This window comes from Shinella sp. H4-D48 (assembly GCF_022637395.1).
Lineage (GTDB): Bacteria > Pseudomonadota > Alphaproteobacteria > Rhizobiales > Rhizobiaceae > Shinella > Shinella sedimenti.
This window is the reverse complement of sequence record NZ_CP093337.1, coordinates 3,063,783-3,079,652: the sequence shown is the minus strand read 5'-3', so window position 1 is coordinate 3,079,652 and position 15,870 is coordinate 3,063,783. Positions and strand designations below refer to the sequence as shown.

Sequence of the window (15,870 nt, the reverse complement as noted above, 5' to 3'; positions counted from 1 at the left end):
TATTCGATTGACACCTTCCCAACCCGCAGGCATGACAAAGCCAAAGCGGCGCGTCGTTCACGCCGTGTAAAGAAGGCTGTGGCATTTTGAATGCACGGCATGATTCCATCCATAAATCGGCCCTGATTTACGGAATTATGCGGTGCAAATCTAAAGCCGCTTCAGGATGATATCCGTTCCTCAAACGTTATCATCGTGACGGCGGCCATGGTGGGCCGGAAGGCAGTCGCCGTGTGACGAATTCTTGCGTGATGCAAGGCGTGACCAGCCGTGACGGGGCATCCCCTCCAGCGGCGGGGCGCCTTCCTGCATTCGCAGCCTGCCGAAGAGGCGCCGCGGCGGCAGGCATTGGGTGAAAGCGACTGCCAAGGTAAGCCCGCAAGGGCAAAACTGCCGATCGGGGTTACGTTGTGACTGTCTACCTGCCCATTGCAGAGCTCTCGGTGAACATCTTCATCATTCTGGGCATGGGTGCGGCCGTCGGTTTCCTGTCCGGCATGTTCGGCGTCGGCGGCGGCTTCCTCATCACGCCACTGCTGATCTTTTACAACATCCCCCCGATCGTGGCCGTCGCCACAGGCGCAAACCAGGTCGTCGCCTCCTCCATGTCGGGTGCGCTCTCGCATTTCCGGCGCGGCACGCTGGATGTGAAGCTCGGCACGGTGCTGCTTTTCGGCGGTCTGGCCGGAGCTACCGTCGGCATATGGATATTCGCGCTCCTGCGCAGAGTTGGTCAGCTCGATCTCGTCATCTCGCTGCTCTATGTCGTGCTGCTCGGCACAGTTGGCACGCTGATGCTGCTCGAAAGCATCCGCGCCATGCGCCGCTCGGCCACGAACCAGCCTGTTTCGCTGCGCCGGCCCGGCCAGCACAACTGGGTGCATCGCCTGCCGCTGAAGATGCGCTTCAAGAAGTCGAAGATCTATCTCAGCGTCATCCCCGTCATCGGGCTGGGCTTCTGCATCGGCATCCTCACCTCCGTCATGGGTGTCGGCGGCGGCTTCATCATGGTGCCGGCGATGATCTATCTGCTGCGCATCCCCACCAATGTCGTTGTCGGGACGTCGCTGTTCCAGATCATCTTCGTAACCGCTTATACGACGGTGGTGCAGGCCACGACGAACTATTCCGTCGATATCGTGCTCGCCTTCATCCTGATGGTGGCAGGCGTGATCGGTGCGCAATATGGCGTGCGGGTCGGCCAGAAGCTGCGCGGCGAACAGCTGCGCGCGCTGCTCGCCCTGCTGGTTCTGGCCGTCGGCGCCCGCCTGGCCGTCGACCTGGTGGTCACGCCAGACGATGTCTATTCGGTCATCAGCGAGGGGGTCTACCGATGAGAGCCCTTGCTTCGCTCCTCCTGCTGATCGTCAGCCTCGTGTCTCCTGCCGCCGCGCAGGAGGATCGGCCGGCCGAAGCGCCCGAAAAGCTGGAAATCGGCATCTCCACCGACGAGATCGCCATTTCCTCGGATTTCCGCGGCGCGGACCTGACGATCTTCGGCGCGATCGAAGGATACGATCCCGCTTTGCTCGCCCAGCGCAAATACGACATTGTCGTGGCGCTGGAGGGGCCGAAGGACAACAACACGGTTCGCATCAAGGAGCGCGTCTTCGGCATCTGGGTCAACCGCCGCTCGATGACCTTCGAGCTGGTGCCGGAATCCTATTCGCTTTCGAGCACGCGCGACGTCGAAACGATTGCCGATCCGGCGGTACTGAACGGCGTGGGCGTCGGTATCCAGCACATTCGTCTTACCCCGGTCGGCTTCGTCGGCGACGGCAGCAACCTCACGGAGTTCCGGGACGCGTTCCGCCGCCTGAAAGAGAGCGGCGGCTTCTACCAGCGTGATCCGGGCGGCGTGCAGTTCATCAGCGCCAGCCTGTTCAAGGCCACGGTCAAGCTGCCGGCAAACGTGCCCAACGGCACCCATATCGTGCGCGCGCATCTTTTCCGCGACGGCGTCTTCATCTCCGAAAAGGCGCTGCCGCTGCGCGTCATGAAGACCGGTATCGAGCAGATGATCTCGACCGCGGCCTATGACCATTCGCTGGCCTATGGTGCGTTCTCGGTGTTCCTCGCCGCGCTGACAGGCTGGCTGGCGAGCGTCGTCTTCCGCAAGGACTGATTGCTCAGGCGCGGTAGACGAGCACCGGCACCTTCGAATGGCTGAGCACCTTGGTGGTGACGCTGCCCATCAGGAAGGCGCTGACGCCTCGCCGCCCATGCGAGGCCATGACGATGAGGTCGCACCCCTTCTGCTCGGCCGTGTCGATGATCCCGCGCCAGGCATCGCCCGCCGTTATTTGCAGCGTTTCGATCGCGACGCCGGCGGCATTCGCCTTTTCCGTGACGGCGCCGAGGATGCGCGCGCCGTCCTCCTTCACATGAACTTCGTAGTCCACCCGCAGCGTCGCCGTCGCGGCTGGTGTCACCGGCAGGAAATGCAACGGTTCGGCAACGGTTAGCGCCGTCACCTGCGACCCCAGCACCTTGGCGAGCGCCAGCGCCTGGTCGACGGCGGCGAGCGACAGGTCCGACCCGTCGGTGGGAACGAGAATATGCCTGTACATTCTGAATCTCCCTTTATGGCCCAGATTAGAGCCGATGGTCGGCCAAGCCTTGATGGAAATCAACCGGGCGTATGTGGGGGCGTCATTGGGGCAGTTCGAAACCGACAGGATGCGCGATAAACATTTCTTGAAGCGATGTGTTGAAACAAATCACGCTGTTGCACCCTTGCGACGTCAGGATGGCACGCGTCCATGCGACCATCACCGTACGATCAACAAGGGAACCACCATGCGCACGACCAGCTTCTTCCTCGCCGGAACCATGCTCGCCGCCACGCTTCTTGCGGCGCCGGCCTTCGCCCAGACCGCACGCACCGCCGAAACCGGCCAGGCGAATGCGCCCGACCAGAAGCCGGCCTTCGAGGGCCAGACGCGCGCCACGCTGCCTGACAGCGTCCCCCAGATCGCCGTCGATGTGGTGGCCAAGGGCCTGCCGCACCTCTGGGCCATGGAATTCCTGCCGGATGGACGCATGCTGGTGACGGCCAAGGAGGGCACCATGCACATCGTCTCGCAAGAGAACGGTGAGGCGAGCCCGGCCATCGAAGGCGTGCCTGATGTGATGTCCGAGGGACAGGGCGGTCTGCTCGATGTGGCGCTGGCGCCGGATTTCGAAAGTTCCAACCGTATCTACTTCTCCTTCTCGGAGCCGCGCGAGGGGGGTAACGGCACGTCGGTGGCGTCGGCGACCCTGACCGAGCAGGATGGAAAGTTTTCGCTGCAGGACGTGAAGGTCATCTTCCAACAGATGCCGACCTATGACGGCGACAAGCACTTCGGCTCGCGGCTGGTCTTCGGGTCGCAGGGAGAGCTCTATGTCACTGTCGGCGAACGATCCGACGCAGAGACCCGCGTTGGTGCGCAGGATCTCGGCAGCGGCTTCGGCAAGGTCTTCCGCCTCGATCCGGAGGGCAAGGCGCATGCCGACAATCCCTTCGCCACGCAGGACGGCGCGTTGCCGGAAATCTGGAGCTACGGTCACCGCAACCTGCAATCGGCGACACTCGACGGGCAAGGCCGTCTCTGGACGGTCGAGCACGGGCCGAAGGGCGGCGACGAGCTGAACCGCCCGGAGGCCGGCAAGAACTACGGCTGGCCGAAGGTGACCTATGGCATCGAATATAGCGGCGGCAAGGTGGGCGAGGGCATCACCGCGCTGGAGGGCACCGAACAGCCGGCCTACTACTGGGATCCGGTGATCGGCCCGTCCGGCATGGCCTATTATGACGGCGATGCAATACCGGAGTGGAAGGGCGCCTTCCTGATCGGCGGCCTCGTCAGCCAGGGCCTCGTGGTGCTGCACATGGACGGCGACAAGGTGGCGCATGAAGAGCGCGTTCCGCTCGACGCCCGCATCCGCGATGTCAAGGTTGCGCCCGACGGTTCGGTCTTCGCCGTGACGGAGCCGCGCGGCAGCGGCGAATCGACGATCCTGCGCCTGGTGAAGAGCTAAGGCGCCACGCCCTCATCCGCGCAGATTGGCAAACCGCACGGAATAGATGCGGTCACGGCCGAGCATGTGCGCAACCAGGCTTGCCCGGTCGAAAAGACCGGTCATTGCCCGGTGGCGCAGGTCGAGCCCGCCCGTCATGATCCCGAAGGCCGGCATCAGGAGGCGCCGGCCATCAGCTGCGAAGCAGGGGCGGCGTACCGCTTTTTCGCGACGGATGACGGTGGCGGCAGGATGAAGGTGACCGGCGATCTCGCCTTCGGGCGCGATGAGCGACGGCTCGTGCCGGAAGGTGAGCCCGGCATAATGCAGCTCGTCTGCCGACTGACCCGGCAGGCCCACGGTGCCGTCGGGGTCGTGGTTGCCGTTGATCCAGATCCATTCGCGGCCACGCGCCAGCTCCACGATCTTCCCGCGGAAGATTTCCGGCAGATGAGCGGAGCCGACGCGGTCATGGAAATTGTCGCCGAGGCTGACGACGATGGCCGGGTCGTGCCGTCTGATGACGGCTTCCAGCACCTTCAGCGTGGCGAGCGTGTCATAGGGCGGCAGCATCATGCCGCGACGGGCAAAGGCCGCACCTTTTTCGAGATGCAGATCGGAAACGACGAGCAGACGGGTTTCGGGCAGGTAGAGCGCGCCGAGCGGATCGCAGACCGCCTCGACCCCGGCAATGACGGTGCGCGCGGAAACCGCGCCGAAATCCTGTATCTCCGTCGATGCCAATGCCAGTCGCTGCACGCTTCGTCTTCCCTAAATATCAGGCCCGCCCATGGCTTCGGCGATCAGGTCGTCCGCAGCTTCCGCCAGCAGCGAATCCTGTGCCTCTCCCGCCACCGTTTCCCGGCCGATTTCCAGCATGATCGGCACGGCAAGCGGCGAGATGCGGGTCAGTTGCCGGTGGGTGATATGCCCTTTGATTCGAGCCAGCATATCGCCCAATCGCTGAATATCCAAAAGCCCCGCCGCCGCATCGTTGCGCGTCGCCTCAAGCAGGATGTGATCCGGCTCGTGGCTGCGCAGCACGTCGTAGATCAGGTCGGCGGAAACGGTGACCTGTCGCCCGGTCTTTTCCTTGCCGGGATGACGCTGCTCGATCAAGCCCGCAATCACGGCACAATTGCGGAAGGTGCGCTTGAGCATGTAGCTTTCATCGAGCCAAGCTTCCAGGTCGTCGCCTAGCATGTCCTCATCGAAGAGCGAGGACAGCGACGGACGCTCGACGGCAAAGGCGTGGCCGAGATCGTCCAGCGCCCAGATGGCAAGAGAATAGTCGGTGGCGACGAAGCCGAGCGGCCGGCGGCCGGCGCGCTCCAGCCGGCGCGTGAGCAGCATTCCGAGCGTCTGGTGGGCAAGCCGCCCTTCGAAAGGATAGGCCACCATGTAATGGCGGCTGCCGCGCGGGAACGTCTCGATCAGGAGTTCGTCGCGCCTGGGCAGGGATGAGACGTCGCGCTGCAGGGAAAGCCAGTCGCGCACCTGATCGGGCAGGGCACCCCAGCGCGCGGGATCGTCCAGCATGCCGCGCACCTGATCGGCGAGATAGGTGGAGAGCGGGAACTTGCCGCCGGCATAGGCCGGCACCTTCGGGTCGAGCGAGAAGGCCTGGCTGACGAGGCATTCGTTCTCGCGGATGCCCTCGAAACGCAGCACCTTGCCCGAGAACAGGAAGGTATCGCCGGGCGCGAGCATTTCGAGGAAATATTCCTCCACCTTGCCGAGCGATGCCCCGCCGCGCCCGACAGCACCCTTCGCGCCGCGCTTGACCATGCGCACATTGAGCATCGGCATCTCGACGATGGTGCCGAGATTGAGACGGTATTGCTGCGCGACCCCGGGGTTGGAGACGCGCCAGAGACCGTCCGCGGTCTTGCGGATACGGGCATAGCGCTCATAGGTCTTCAGCGCATAGCCGCCGGTCGCCACGAACTGCACGATGCGACCGAATTTTTCACGCGGCAGGCCGGTATAGGGCGAGGCGGAAGTGACTTCGGCAAAGAGGTCGTCCTCGTCGAAGGGCGCGGCGCAGGCCATGCCGAGCACATGCTGGGCGAGCACATCGAGCGCGCCATCGCCGACGGGAGGCGTATCCTGTGCGCCGATATAGTTGGCGTCGAGCGCCGCCTGACACTCCATCACCTCGAAGCGGTTTGCGGGCACCAGGATGGCGCGGCTCGGCTCGTCCATGCGGTGGTTGGCGCGGCCGATGCGCTGGGCGAGCCGCGAAGCGCCCTTCGGCGCACCGACATGAATGACGAGATCGACATCGCCCCAGTCGATGCCGAGGTCGAGCGTCGAGGTCGCGACGACGGCACGCAGGCGGTTTTCCGCCATGGCTTGCTCGACCTTGCGGCGCTGGCCGACATCGAGCGAGCCATGGTGCAGGGCAATCGGCAGCGTGTCCTCGTTGATGTTCCAGAGTTCCTGGAACAGGATTTCCGCCTGGCTGCGCGTGTTGACGAAGAGCAGCGCCGTCTTGTGCTGCTTGATCGCCTCATAGACCTCCGGCATGGCATACTTCGCCTGATGTCCGGACCAGGGCACGCGCTCCTCGCTCTTGAGGATGGTGATGATGGGTCGAGCCCCGCCCGGCGCGGTGACGAGGCCGGCATGGTTCTCCTCACCGGCCGATTGCGCGACCAGCCAGCGGCGCAGGTCCATCGGCTCGGCCACCGTCGCGGAAAGACCGATGGTCCTGAGACTAGGTGCGAGGCGGCGCAGGCGCGCAAGCCCGAGCGACAGCAGGTGGCCGCGCTTTGAGGTGACGAGCGAATGAAGCTCGTCGAAGATGACGTATTTCAGGTCCTTGAAGAAGCGTGGCGCCTCGCCGTTGGCAATGAGCAGCGCCACCTGTTCGGGCGTGGTCAAAAGGATGTCGGGCGGGTTCAGCCGCTGGCGCTGACGCTTTGCCTGCGGGGTGTCGCCGGTGCGCGTCTCGATGGTGATGGGCAGGCCCATTTCCGAGACGGGCTTCATCAGGTTGCGCTCGATGTCGACGGCAAGCGCCTTCAGGGGCGAGATGTACAGCGTGTGGATGCCGGTGAAGGCCGAGCCCGGCGGGATCTTGCCGCGGCGCGTCAGGTCGGTCAGCGCCGGCAGGAAGCCGGCCAGCGTCTTGCCCGCGCCGGTGGGCGCGATCAGCAGCAGGCTTTCTCCCGCGGTCGCGCGCGACAAAAGCTCCATCTGATGCGCGCGCGGCTGCCATCCCTTGCCTGCGAACCATGCAGAAAAGGTCGCGGGCAGCAGGGCACGGGCGGCTTCGGCGGAATCGGTCATGTCGAAGACAAGCTAGTCGATCCCGTCCGAAAGAAAAGAACCGCACGGAAAGGATTGACTCGTAAATAATCATGGATAATTATTGTCCATGATTTTTGGAGGTGCTGGTGAAGCTCAGTGAAGGTGTCGAACAGGCGATCCACAGTGTGGCGATGCTGGCGCAGCTCTCCGCCGACGGCGTGCTGTCGGCCGCCTCGCTCGCGGCGTATCACGGCGTGAAGACGAGCTATCTGTTGAAGCATCTCCAGGCCTTATCAGGTGCCGGCCTGCTTGCCACGTTGCCCGGCCCCAGAGGCGGCTACCGATTGGCACGCAACGCCGAGCAGATCACGCTTCTGGATATCGTGCTGGCCGTCGAGGGGCCGGAGCCGGCCTTCCGCTGTCTGGAAATCCGCCAGCGCGGCCCCAACCCGCTGCCGGGCAAGCCGACGCGGCCCTGCGAGATCAATGCCGCCATGCTGCGCGCGGAAAAGGCCTACCGCGCCGAACTGCGGCGTGTGACGGTGGCCGATATCCTCGCCGATGTAGCGGCCGGTGATGACGGATCGATTGCGGCGCGCGGCTGCGCCTTTCTTGCCATTCATGAACGCAAGCAGGGCGCATGACGCCCACAACAGGAGAACGACCATGCAGGAACGACTGAACGGCTACAAGGTGGCGCCCGATGCCTACAAGGCGATCATGGGACTGGAGACCTATATCAAGAAAGAATCAGGCCTCGATCCGGCCTTGATCCATCTGATCAAGCTGCGCGCATCGCAGATCAACGGCTGTGCCTATTGCGTCGATATGCATGTGAAGGAAGCGCGTCAGCACGGCCTTTCCGAACAGTGGATCAATCTCCTGTCGGTGTGGCGGGAATCGCCTGTCTACACCCCGGTCGAACGCGCCGTTCTGGAATGGACCGAGGCGGTGACGCGACTGGCTGACACCGGAGCGCCTGACGCGGCTTACGAACCGCTGAAGGCCTTTTTCACCGACGCCGAAATCGCCAAGCTGACGATTGCGATCGGCACGATCAACATCTGGAACCGTGTCGCCGTCAGCTTCCGCAGCCAGCATCCGCTGGACGCGGCGACAAAGGCGGCATGAGGCGTCACATCGCGATATAGCGGTCTGCGCGGTGGTTGATGGTCAGGAAGAGATTGAGCACCACCGCGCCGACGACCGAGCACAGCACGATGAAAGGGGCGGCGACCGCAAAAGCCGCTGCGAGCACGACCACGTCGAAGGCAAGCTGTACGAGGCCGGCGCGCACCCCGAAGCGATCCTGAAGATAGACGGCGAGAATGCCAACGCCACCCAGGCTGGCGCGGTGGCGGTAGAGGCCGAGCAGGCCGAAACCCAGCAGGATGCCGGCCAGCACCGCCGTCCACATCGGATCGATGCTCTCGATGCGCACGAAATGCGGCTGCAACTCGGTAATGACAGAGGTCAGCGACACCGCGATAATCGTCTTAACGGTAAAGGCGCGGCCAAGGCGCTTGAGGCCGAGCAGATAGAAGGGAATGTTTACGACCGTATAGAACAGGCCGAAGCTGTATCCGGTCAGGTAATGCAGGATGAAGGCGACGCCGGCTGTGCCGCTCGCAACCAGCCCGGCACTGCTCATGAGGGCAAGGCCCAGTGCGGCGATCATGCTGCTTGCAAACACGCCCTGCGCATCTTCCAGCGGCGTGTGGCGCGTGGGTGTGGGATTCCAGAAGCCGAAACGCCGCTTGTCGCCGTCCATGGCCGATCTCCGCTCGTGTTTTATTGTTGTATCGCGCCGCGTGTCGGACGCAAGCCTATGCCCGGCGTCTCGCCAGGAAGAGAAGACCATGCACGGGCTCGCCCGCGTCACGCCGGATCACGCTTCGTTCCACCGTCAGCAGATCGAAGCCGTCCTCGCCAAGCCTGCGGCGGATGAAGCGTTCCGGATGAGCATAGCGCAGGGAAGGGCGCAGCAGCGGCGTTTCGCCCGGCCCGCCATCCTCGACCGAAAAGGCGAAGAGCCCGCCCGGTCGCGCAAGGCGGGCAACGCTCGGAAAGACTTCGGCGAGATCGCCAAGATACATCAGCACGTCGGCGGCGCTCACGAGATCGGCGCGTACTTCCGGTCCATCGGCAAAGAGGCCGCTTGCGGCAGCCGGCAGCGACAGATCGGCCTGGGCGAGGTGATCGTAGACCGCCTTTTCGCCGGCCTTGGCCAGCATGCCGGCAGACAGGTCGAAGCCTTCGAGGCGGCCGGCATTCTGGCGGATTTCCACGCCGAACAGGCCTGTGCCGCAACCCATATCCGATACGAGGCCGAACCGGGCATCGTCACCCGCATACTTGCGCACGACGGCCGCGAGCGTCTGCGGAACGGTGTATTCCAGCCGCTCGACAAGGGCGGTGTCGAAACGGTCCGCATAATCATCGAAGAGCCGTTCGACATAGGGTGTCGGCGGCGTGGCGGGCGCCTCGGCGACGCCGAGCACGGCAAGCTTGAGGCCGGCACCGAAGATATCGGCGGGATCGAGCGCGATGACCGTGCGCAACGCCGTGGCGGCCGCCTCCTTCTGGCCCGATTTCTCGGCATATTCGGCCAGCCGGAACCAGCCGGCCGCCCAGCCTGGCACCTGTTCGAGCGCCTGTTCCATCAGCTCCGCCGCCTCCGCATACTCCCCCGATTCCGCAAACATGCGGGCGTAATCGGCGCGGCGGTCGGCAATGAGATCGCCGGAGGAGAAGTGCGGGCTCGTCATGGGGGCTCGGAGACGGGAAGCTGATGCCGCTACATGGCAGGGCCGTAACAAAAGGCAAGTGAATTCTCACACGGATGCCTCGCTTGCCGGCTGACCGGTGAGGGCTTATCTGGAGTGCAGACGAATTTATGGAGAATCAGCGGATGTCCAATGGCGTGAACGGGTTCCTCGGCGACTCGCCGCTGCGCGTGATCATCAAGCTCCTGATCCTGTCGGTGGCCGTGGGCTTTCTGATGTCGATCTTCGGGCTCTATCCCGACGATATCCTCTTTGCTGCGCGCGATTTCGTGCTCGATATCTGGAATACCGGCTTCAAGACGCTCGGCCGGCTTGGCGACTATCTCCTGCTCGGCGCAGTCATCGTCGTGCCGATCTTCATCCTCATCCGCCTGTTCAGCTATAAGCGCTGACCATGCTGACGCGCCGCACTTTCCTCGCCGCCTCCGCGGCTGCCATCGCAGCACTTGCCGCCGGCTGTTCCACCACCAGCGTTCTCGCGCCCTCGGCCGGGACGGGTAGCGACCAGACGGCTGCCTCGCTCGGCCTCGTCAACAAGCTCAGGGCCGAGCGCGGCCTGCCGCCGCTTGCCATCGACAGCCAAGCGCAGCGTGCGGCGATGGATCAGGCGAGCCGCATGGCGTCTGCCGGCAAGATGGAGCACAATATCGGCCTCGGCGCTAACTTCCTCAAGCGCATGAAGGGCATGGAGGTGCCGCTTCCGGCTGCCGAGAATATCGCGGTCGGGCAAAGCACGGCGGCAGCGGCCTTCGATGCCTGGTATCGCTCGCCCCGGCATCTGACGAACATGCTGGGTGCCGGCTATCGCGGCCTCGGCGTGGCGGTCGTCTCCAACCCCGCCTCGGGCAACAGGCCGTACTGGGCGATGGTCCTGTCGAGCTGAACGCAAAAAGCCACCGGGGGGTAAGGCGATGAATGCATCGGCGGTAAGCGAAAACGAAAGTGCCGGCCCCTTCGAGGTGACGCACCGGCTGGTGCTGTCCATCGCCATACCCATGACGCTCGGCTTCCTCACGACGCCGCTGATCGGACTGACCGATACGGCCGTGGCCGGGCGGCTCGGCTCGGCTAATGCGCTGGCGGGCATGGCCGTGGGCGCCGTGCTGTTCGACCTGCTGCTTGGCAGCTTCAATTTCCTGCGCGCCTCCACCACCGGCCTCGTCGCCCAGGCGTTCGGCCGGGGTGACCGGCGCGAGGAGCAGGCGGTGTACTGGCGCTCGCTCATCATCGCGCTCTGTTGCGGGCTGGCGATTGCGCTGCTCTCGCCTTTCCTGCTCTCGGCCGGCCTGTTCCTGATGGCGCCGTCGCCGGATGTCGCAGCCGTGACGTCGACCTATTTCCTCATTCGCGCGCTCGCCGCCCCGATGGCGCTCGGCAATTACGCGCTGCTCGGTTTCGTGCTGGGTCGCGGTCAGGGCATGACCGGGCTCATGTTGCAGGCCATCATCAACGGCGTGAATATCGTGCTGTCGATCGTTCTCGGCCTGTGGTGGGGCTGGGGCATTGCCGGCATAGCCTGGGGCGCCGTCATCGGCGAGACGACCGGGATGCTGGCGGGCCTGGCGCTCGTCGTGTCGCGCTTCGACAGAAGGCAGCGGCCTGCCCGCACGGAAATCTTTGAGCGCGAACGGCTTAAGGCGCTGTTTTCGCTCAATCGCGATATCATGATCCGCACCTTCGTGCTGATCGGCGCCTTCGCTATCATGACGCGCATCGGATCCTCCATGGGCCCGCTGGTGCTGGCCGCCAATGCGGTGCTGATGAACATCTTCCTCGTCGCCGGCTATTATCTCGATGGCCTTGCCAATGCCGCCGAACAGCTCGTGGGCCGCGCCTTCGGCGCCAATTTCCGGCCGGCCTTCGACCGGGCCGTCAAGCTCACGCTCGTCTGGTCCTTCGGCCTCGGCATCGTGACGACGCTGCTGTTCCTCGTCTTCGGCACCGATATCATCGGTCTCTTGACGACGACGGAAAGCGTGCGCGCGGAAGCAGCCAAATACCTGCCTTGGGCCGCGCTGACCGCCGTCACCGGCGCGCTCGCTTTCCAGATGGACGGGGTGTTCATCGGCGCGACATGGTCCGGCGCGATGCGTAACATGATGCTGGCGGCATTCGTCGGCTATCTCCTGGCGCTGGCGCTGTTCGTTCCGCTTCTGGGCAATCACGGCCTCTGGCTGGCGCTCAACCTGTTCCTCGCATTCCGGGGACTGTTCCTGGCGCTGCGTATGCCGGCGCTGGCGGGGCGGCAATTTGCCGGGCAAAGCCGCATCTAGATCGTTCTTTTTTAGGGTTGAACGCTGCCTCACCCCGATTACTCTGCGTTTCGTTTGCTCCATGGATCAGATGAAACGAAAACAGAGTACATGATGAAAATGAAAAGCCTTTTTACCGCTACCCTCGTTTTTCTTGCGATGAATTCCGCCGCCCATGCCGAAAGACGGCCGACGATCCTGGATCTGGCCGCGCAGGGATATGAGATCAAATCGACATCCGGAAACTATGTCTTCCTGCAGAACGAGGAGAAGATTTATGTCTGCTCTTTTCTGCAGATGAGCGAATACAACGTCGCCTCCGGTGAGGTCGACGCGATCAAGTTCGATTGCGCGGCGATCAAATGAAGATAGCCGTCTTTGCTCTTGCGCTGATACAGATGGCAATCGGCTTGATGTTCATTGTCGAGGCTGAATCGGTTCCAAGATTGACTCTTGGAACCATATCCTTCGGCCTGGGGTCGGTTTGTTTCGCACTTGCGGTGGTCATCGGGAAGCTGGATGAAATCCGTTCGAACCAACGCTGAACACCACCCATAGCCTGCCGCTTAATGCGGCCTGTCGAGCTGCGCGGCCTTGCGTATATCCTGAGTGACGGTGTTGGCATCCTCTTCGCGGATCTCCGCTCGGGCGCGCAGCCAATGGGAATATTCCCGACCTTCAGGGCTGCCTTCCTCTTTCCAGATCTGATGGGCCCTTCTGCGAATCCTGTCGTCCTGGTCTTCCATGGTGCGTCCCTCCTTGGCCATTCGGCCATAAAGGCGGGGTCGGTGCAGGCTACCGTCGATGTGAACCGCTTTTGCCGGACACTCCACCCGCCCTATAGGAATCCCGCTGGGCTGGTTTGGTTCCGTAAGGGCCGTCAGATAGGACGATCGGCCCAGTGCGCCGTGCGGATGCCGCGAAGGGCGGAGATCGTCGATACCTGCTCGCGATCGCAAAGGCGCGAGAGGCCGCTGACGATCGCACCCGGCAGGGTAGGGCCGGCATAGACCATGCAGGAATAGAGCTGCACGAGGTTCGCACCCGCGCGGATCTTTTCCGCTGCGGTCTCAGCATCCGAAACGCCGCCCACGCCGATGATCGGCATGTCGTCGCCGACGCGCCGCCGCATCTTGGCGAGCACGATGGTCGATTTCTCGAAGAGCGGCTTGCCGGAAAGCCCGCCGGCTTCGCCGGCCTGGCGGGTATCGCGCAATCCTTCGCGCGCGAGGGTCGTGTTGGAAACGATCAGCCCGTCGAGCGGATGGGCCAGCGCCACCTCGGCGATATCGTCGAGGCCTTCTTCGGAAAGATCGGGCGCGATCTTGAGGAACACCGGAACCTGCCGGCCGCTGCGCGTCGCTTCCTCGGCCCGTGCCGTCAGCACTGAAGACAGCAGCGCGTGCAGGCTTTCCTTCGCCTGCAGGTCGCGCAGGCCCGGCGTGTTGGGCGAAGAAATGTTGGCGGTGAAGTAGCGGGCGGCGTCGTAGAAGGTGCGGATGCCGGCCACATAGTCCGCGATGCGGTCGACGCTGTCCTTGTTTGCGCCGATATTGACGCCGATCAGCGCATCGCGCCGGCAGCGCTTCAGGCGTTCGAGGGCGGCGGCATGGCCGGCATTGTTGAAGCCGAGCCGGTTGATCACGGCATCGTCGGCGACGAGGCGGAAGATGCGCGGCTTGGGATTGCCCTCCTGCGCGCGCGGCGTCAGCGTGCCCACCTCCGCAAAGCCGAAGCCCAGGCGGATGAGCGCTTCGGGCACCTCCGCATTCTTGTCATAGCCGGCGGCCATGCCGAGCGGATTGGGAAAGTGAAGCCCGGCGACGGTCTGCGCCAGGCGCGGATCGGCCTTGGCCGGGCAGGCAGGCACGATGCCGGTCTTCAGCGCTGATATGGACAGGCCGTGCGCGGTTTCCGGATCGAACAGGAAGAGGCCCTTGCGGCCGAGCGAGGAAAGCAACGACATCAGAGCGGCATCTCCGGAAACTGGTGGGCGCCGTCGGGTCCGAGCGGCAGGGGCTTTTCCCAAAGGACGGCAGACAGGGGAAGCGCGGCGTAAAGGTGCGGAAAGAGATCGCCGCCACGCGAGGGTTCGTAGACGAGCGTGTCGCCGAGTACATCGCCATCGACCGCAACGAGCAGAAGGTCGCTCTGGCCGGCGAAGTGGCGTGCGGCGGTCTCCCTGGCCTGCGATGCGGTGGAGAAATGGATGTAGCCATCGGCAAGATCGATGGCCGCGCCTTCGAATATTCTGGCCGCCTTCGCTTTTTGCCACAGACTTGACGGAACGATCTTGTAGATTGTCTTGGTCATCTCGTCCGTTTCTCCTCTGGCTGGCGCGTTTCACGCTAGCGCTTGCCGCAAAGAACGACGAATGTCCACCGGCCACAGCCCGGCAAACCGGCTCTTGGAGGATTTTGCATGCGAATTTCCGCTCTTCCCCTGACCCTTGTTACCGCGCTTGCGGCGGGCGCCGCCCATGCCGAAGGCGAAGGCCGCTACCGCATGGAAAAAACGGATTCGGGCTTCGTGCGGCTCGACACCGCCTCGGGCGACCTCTCGCTCTGCCAGGAAAAGGACGGCCAGATCGTCTGCCGCATGGCAGCCGACGAGCGCGCGGCCTTCGAAAAGGAGCTCGACCTCCTGACCAAGCGCGTCGAAGCGCTGGAAAAAGCTGTTGCAACCGGTCAGTCAACCGCAAAACCTGCTCTACCATCGGATGAAGAGATTGACCGGACCATGAGCATCATGGAAAAGATGATGCAAAGGTTCATGGGCATCGTGAAAAACCTGGAGGATGGCAAGGAGGAGCCGGCCCCCGGGAAGGACGCGGTCCCGCAGAAGACCTGACGGAACGCTTTGCCGGCCAGCGCCGTGCCTGTTCCGTCGCGGGGTCCATCAACTCTTGGGAGGGAGCGCATGGCATCGGCACTCACGATCATCATCGCGGATGACCATCCGCTGTTCCGCGGCGCGCTGAAACAGGCACTGACCGGAATGGCGGGCAATCCTGATATCGTCGAGGCAGGCGATTTCGAGGCCGCGCGCAAGGCGGCCGAGACCCATCCGGACGCGGACCTGCTGCTTCTCGATCTCGCCATGCCCGGCGTCAGCGGCCTGTCGGGCCTGATCGCGCTTCGGGCCGAGTTCCAGAGCCTGCCCGTCGTCATCGTTTCCGCCAGCGACGATCCCGCCACCATCCGCAGGGCGCTCGATCTCGGTGCATCCGGCTTCATTTCCAAATCCGCCTCCATCGACGATATCCGCGAAGGCATCGGCTCGGTGCTGGACGGCAATGTCTATACGCCGGGCGGCTATGTGCGCGCGCCCGAACAGGACGGCGAAGTCGCCGACCTCATCGCGCGCCTGCGCACCCTGACGCCGCAGCAATCGCGCGTGCTCGCCATGCTGGCCGAGGGCCTGCTCAACAAGCAGATCGCCTATGAACTCGGCGTGTCCGAGGCGACCATCAAGGCCCATGTCTCGGCCATTCTCCTGAAGCTCAACGTCGACAGCCGCACCCAGGCGGTCATCCAGCTCGGCAAGATCGGCGCCGCGCAGGCGGCAGCCTGACG

Annotated in this window: 20 protein-coding genes; 12 read left to right on the top strand and 8 right to left on the bottom strand. The window is 63.9% G+C overall.

Annotation, left to right across the window (positions count from 1 at the left end; genetic code table 11):
* The first annotated feature begins 410 nt into the window (after positions 1–410).
* A complete protein-coding gene (locus MNR02_RS15180) occupies positions 411–1,337 on the top strand; it encodes a sulfite exporter TauE/SafE family protein (protein WP_241600154.1) in 927 nt (308 codons plus the stop codon).
* Positions 1,334–2,125 carry a TIGR02186 family protein gene (locus MNR02_RS15175; protein WP_241947377.1) on the top strand — a complete coding sequence of 264 codons (792 nt, stop codon included), beginning with the start codon at positions 1,334–1,336 and terminating at the stop codon, positions 2,123–2,125. Before MNR02_RS15180 ends, MNR02_RS15175 begins: the two co-directional genes overlap by 4 nt.
* A 4-nt stretch (positions 2,126–2,129) precedes the next feature.
* On the opposite strand, the gene MNR02_RS15170 is transcribed toward MNR02_RS15175, so the two are convergent.
* Positions 2,130–2,570 carry a universal stress protein gene (locus MNR02_RS15170; protein WP_241600158.1) on the bottom strand — a complete coding sequence of 147 codons (441 nt, stop codon included), beginning with the start codon at positions 2,568–2,570 and terminating at the stop codon, positions 2,130–2,132.
* A gap of 229 nt (positions 2,571–2,799) precedes the next feature.
* Here MNR02_RS15170 and MNR02_RS15165 point away from each other — a divergent pair, with 229 nt between their 5' ends.
* Entirely contained in the window at positions 2,800–4,023 is a 1,224-nt protein-coding gene (locus tag MNR02_RS15165; protein ID WP_241947376.1) for a PQQ-dependent sugar dehydrogenase, read from the top strand.
* Between the two features lie 12 nt (positions 4,024–4,035).
* On the opposite strand, the gene pdeM is transcribed toward MNR02_RS15165, so the two are convergent.
* Positions 4,036–4,761 (bottom strand): ligase-associated DNA damage response endonuclease PdeM, encoded by a 726-nt coding sequence (gene pdeM, locus MNR02_RS15160; RefSeq protein WP_370879928.1) that lies wholly within the window; start codon positions 4,759–4,761, stop codon positions 4,036–4,038.
* 12 nt (positions 4,762–4,773) lie between these two features.
* On the bottom strand, positions 4,774–7,296 hold the full coding sequence (locus MNR02_RS15155; protein WP_241947375.1) for a ligase-associated DNA damage response DEXH box helicase: 2,523 nt from the start codon (positions 7,294–7,296) through the stop codon (positions 4,774–4,776).
* A gap of 107 nt (positions 7,297–7,403) precedes the next feature.
* Here MNR02_RS15155 and MNR02_RS15150 point away from each other — a divergent pair, with 107 nt between their 5' ends.
* Complete coding sequence (locus tag MNR02_RS15150) at positions 7,404–7,901, top strand: Rrf2 family transcriptional regulator (RefSeq protein ID WP_241947374.1); 498 nt, start codon at positions 7,404–7,406, stop codon at positions 7,899–7,901.
* A gap of 22 nt (positions 7,902–7,923) precedes the next feature.
* Entirely contained in the window at positions 7,924–8,388 is a 465-nt protein-coding gene (locus tag MNR02_RS15145) for a carboxymuconolactone decarboxylase family protein (protein WP_241947373.1), read from the top strand.
* Positions 8,389–8,392: 4 nt separating this feature from the next.
* Here MNR02_RS15145 and MNR02_RS15140 read toward each other — a convergent pair whose 3' ends face one another.
* Entirely contained in the window at positions 8,393–9,028 is a 636-nt protein-coding gene (locus MNR02_RS15140; protein ID WP_241600168.1) for a YitT family protein, read from the bottom strand.
* Between the two features lie 55 nt (positions 9,029–9,083).
* A complete protein-coding gene (locus MNR02_RS15135; protein ID WP_241947372.1) occupies positions 9,084–10,025 on the bottom strand; it encodes a methyltransferase domain-containing protein in 942 nt (313 codons plus the stop codon).
* A 143-nt stretch (positions 10,026–10,168) separates the two neighbouring features.
* Here MNR02_RS15135 and MNR02_RS15130 point away from each other — a divergent pair, with 143 nt between their 5' ends.
* From MNR02_RS15130 to MNR02_RS15110, 5 genes are all read left to right on the top strand, one after another.
* Positions 10,169–10,435 (top strand): DUF6460 domain-containing protein, encoded by a 267-nt coding sequence (locus tag MNR02_RS15130; RefSeq protein WP_241600172.1) that lies wholly within the window; start codon positions 10,169–10,171, stop codon positions 10,433–10,435.
* 2 nt (positions 10,436–10,437) lie between these two features.
* The gene (locus tag MNR02_RS15125; protein ID WP_241947371.1) at positions 10,438–10,926 is read left to right on the top strand and encodes a CAP domain-containing protein; all 489 of its coding nucleotides are present in this window, start codon (positions 10,438–10,440) and stop codon (positions 10,924–10,926) included.
* Positions 10,927–10,954: 28 nt separating this feature from the next.
* Positions 10,955–12,316, top strand: a complete 1,362-nt coding sequence (locus tag MNR02_RS15120) for an MATE family efflux transporter (RefSeq protein WP_241947370.1) — start codon at positions 10,955–10,957, stop codon at positions 12,314–12,316.
* A 90-nt stretch (positions 12,317–12,406) separates the two neighbouring features.
* On the top strand, positions 12,407–12,661 hold the full coding sequence (locus MNR02_RS15115; RefSeq protein ID WP_241947369.1) for a hypothetical protein: 255 nt from the start codon (positions 12,407–12,409) through the stop codon (positions 12,659–12,661).
* The gene (locus MNR02_RS15110; protein WP_241600179.1) at positions 12,658–12,840 is read left to right on the top strand and encodes a hypothetical protein; all 183 of its coding nucleotides are present in this window, start codon (positions 12,658–12,660) and stop codon (positions 12,838–12,840) included. Before MNR02_RS15115 ends, MNR02_RS15110 begins: the two co-directional genes overlap by 4 nt.
* 21 nt (positions 12,841–12,861) lie before the next feature.
* Here the strand turns inward: MNR02_RS15110 and MNR02_RS15105 are convergent, their stop codons facing one another.
* From MNR02_RS15105 to MNR02_RS15095, 3 genes are all read right to left on the bottom strand, one after another.
* Positions 12,862–13,041: a DUF2934 domain-containing protein gene (locus MNR02_RS15105; RefSeq protein ID WP_241947368.1), complete on the bottom strand. Its 180-nt coding sequence runs from the start codon at positions 13,039–13,041 to the stop codon at positions 12,862–12,864.
* Between the two features lie 134 nt (positions 13,042–13,175).
* Positions 13,176–14,261: a quinone-dependent dihydroorotate dehydrogenase gene (locus MNR02_RS15100; protein ID WP_241947367.1), complete on the bottom strand. Its 1,086-nt coding sequence runs from the start codon at positions 14,259–14,261 to the stop codon at positions 13,176–13,178.
* The gene (locus MNR02_RS15095; RefSeq protein WP_241947366.1) at positions 14,261–14,608 is read right to left on the bottom strand and encodes a DUF952 domain-containing protein; all 348 of its coding nucleotides are present in this window, start codon (positions 14,606–14,608) and stop codon (positions 14,261–14,263) included. Before MNR02_RS15095 ends, MNR02_RS15100 begins: the two co-directional genes overlap by 1 nt.
* Positions 14,609–14,716: 108 nt before the next feature.
* Here MNR02_RS15095 and MNR02_RS15090 point away from each other — a divergent pair, with 108 nt between their 5' ends.
* Together MNR02_RS15090 and MNR02_RS15085 are read left to right on the top strand one after the other, a co-directional pair.
* Complete coding sequence (locus tag MNR02_RS15090) at positions 14,717–15,145, top strand: hypothetical protein (protein WP_241947365.1); 429 nt, start codon at positions 14,717–14,719, stop codon at positions 15,143–15,145.
* Positions 15,146–15,214: 69 nt separating this feature from the next.
* Positions 15,215–15,868 (top strand): response regulator transcription factor, encoded by a 654-nt coding sequence (locus MNR02_RS15085; RefSeq protein WP_241947364.1) that lies wholly within the window; start codon positions 15,215–15,217, stop codon positions 15,866–15,868.
* The last annotated feature ends 2 nt before the right edge of the window (positions 15,869–15,870 follow it).

Excerpts from the sequence above, each read along its gene's own strand:
- MNR02_RS15175 (WP_241947377.1), top strand. The coding sequence starts at position 1,334 with ATGAGAGCCCTTGCTTCGCTCCTCCTGCTGATCGTCAGCCTCGTGTCT.
- MNR02_RS15170 (WP_241600158.1), bottom strand. The coding sequence starts at position 2,570 with ATGTACAGGCATATTCTCGTTCCCACCGACGGGTCGGACCTGTCGCTC.
- MNR02_RS15165 (WP_241947376.1), top strand. The coding sequence starts at position 2,800 with ATGCGCACGACCAGCTTCTTCCTCGCCGGAACCATGCTCGCCGCCACG.
- MNR02_RS15155 (WP_241947375.1), bottom strand. The coding sequence starts at position 7,296 with ATGACCGATTCCGCCGAAGCCGCCCGTGCCCTGCTGCCCGCGACCTTT.
- MNR02_RS15145 (WP_241947373.1), top strand. The coding sequence starts at position 7,924 with ATGCAGGAACGACTGAACGGCTACAAGGTGGCGCCCGATGCCTACAAG.
- MNR02_RS15140 (WP_241600168.1), bottom strand. The coding sequence starts at position 9,028 with ATGGACGGCGACAAGCGGCGTTTCGGCTTCTGGAATCCCACACCCACG.
- MNR02_RS15135 (WP_241947372.1), bottom strand. The coding sequence starts at position 10,025 with ATGACGAGCCCGCACTTCTCCTCCGGCGATCTCATTGCCGACCGCCGC.
- MNR02_RS15130 (WP_241600172.1), top strand. The coding sequence starts at position 10,169 with ATGTCCAATGGCGTGAACGGGTTCCTCGGCGACTCGCCGCTGCGCGTG.
- MNR02_RS15125 (WP_241947371.1), top strand. The coding sequence starts at position 10,438 with ATGCTGACGCGCCGCACTTTCCTCGCCGCCTCCGCGGCTGCCATCGCA.
- MNR02_RS15120 (WP_241947370.1), top strand. The coding sequence starts at position 10,955 with ATGAATGCATCGGCGGTAAGCGAAAACGAAAGTGCCGGCCCCTTCGAG.
- MNR02_RS15115 (WP_241947369.1), top strand. The coding sequence starts at position 12,407 with ATGATGAAAATGAAAAGCCTTTTTACCGCTACCCTCGTTTTTCTTGCG.
- MNR02_RS15110 (WP_241600179.1), top strand. The coding sequence starts at position 12,658 with ATGAAGATAGCCGTCTTTGCTCTTGCGCTGATACAGATGGCAATCGGC.
- MNR02_RS15105 (WP_241947368.1), bottom strand. The coding sequence starts at position 13,041 with ATGGAAGACCAGGACGACAGGATTCGCAGAAGGGCCCATCAGATCTGG.
- MNR02_RS15100 (WP_241947367.1), bottom strand. The coding sequence starts at position 14,261 with ATGTCGTTGCTTTCCTCGCTCGGCCGCAAGGGCCTCTTCCTGTTCGAT.
- MNR02_RS15095 (WP_241947366.1), bottom strand. The coding sequence starts at position 14,608 with ATGACCAAGACAATCTACAAGATCGTTCCGTCAAGTCTGTGGCAAAAA.
- MNR02_RS15090 (WP_241947365.1), top strand. The coding sequence starts at position 14,717 with ATGCGAATTTCCGCTCTTCCCCTGACCCTTGTTACCGCGCTTGCGGCG.
- MNR02_RS15085 (WP_241947364.1), top strand. The coding sequence starts at position 15,215 with ATGGCATCGGCACTCACGATCATCATCGCGGATGACCATCCGCTGTTC.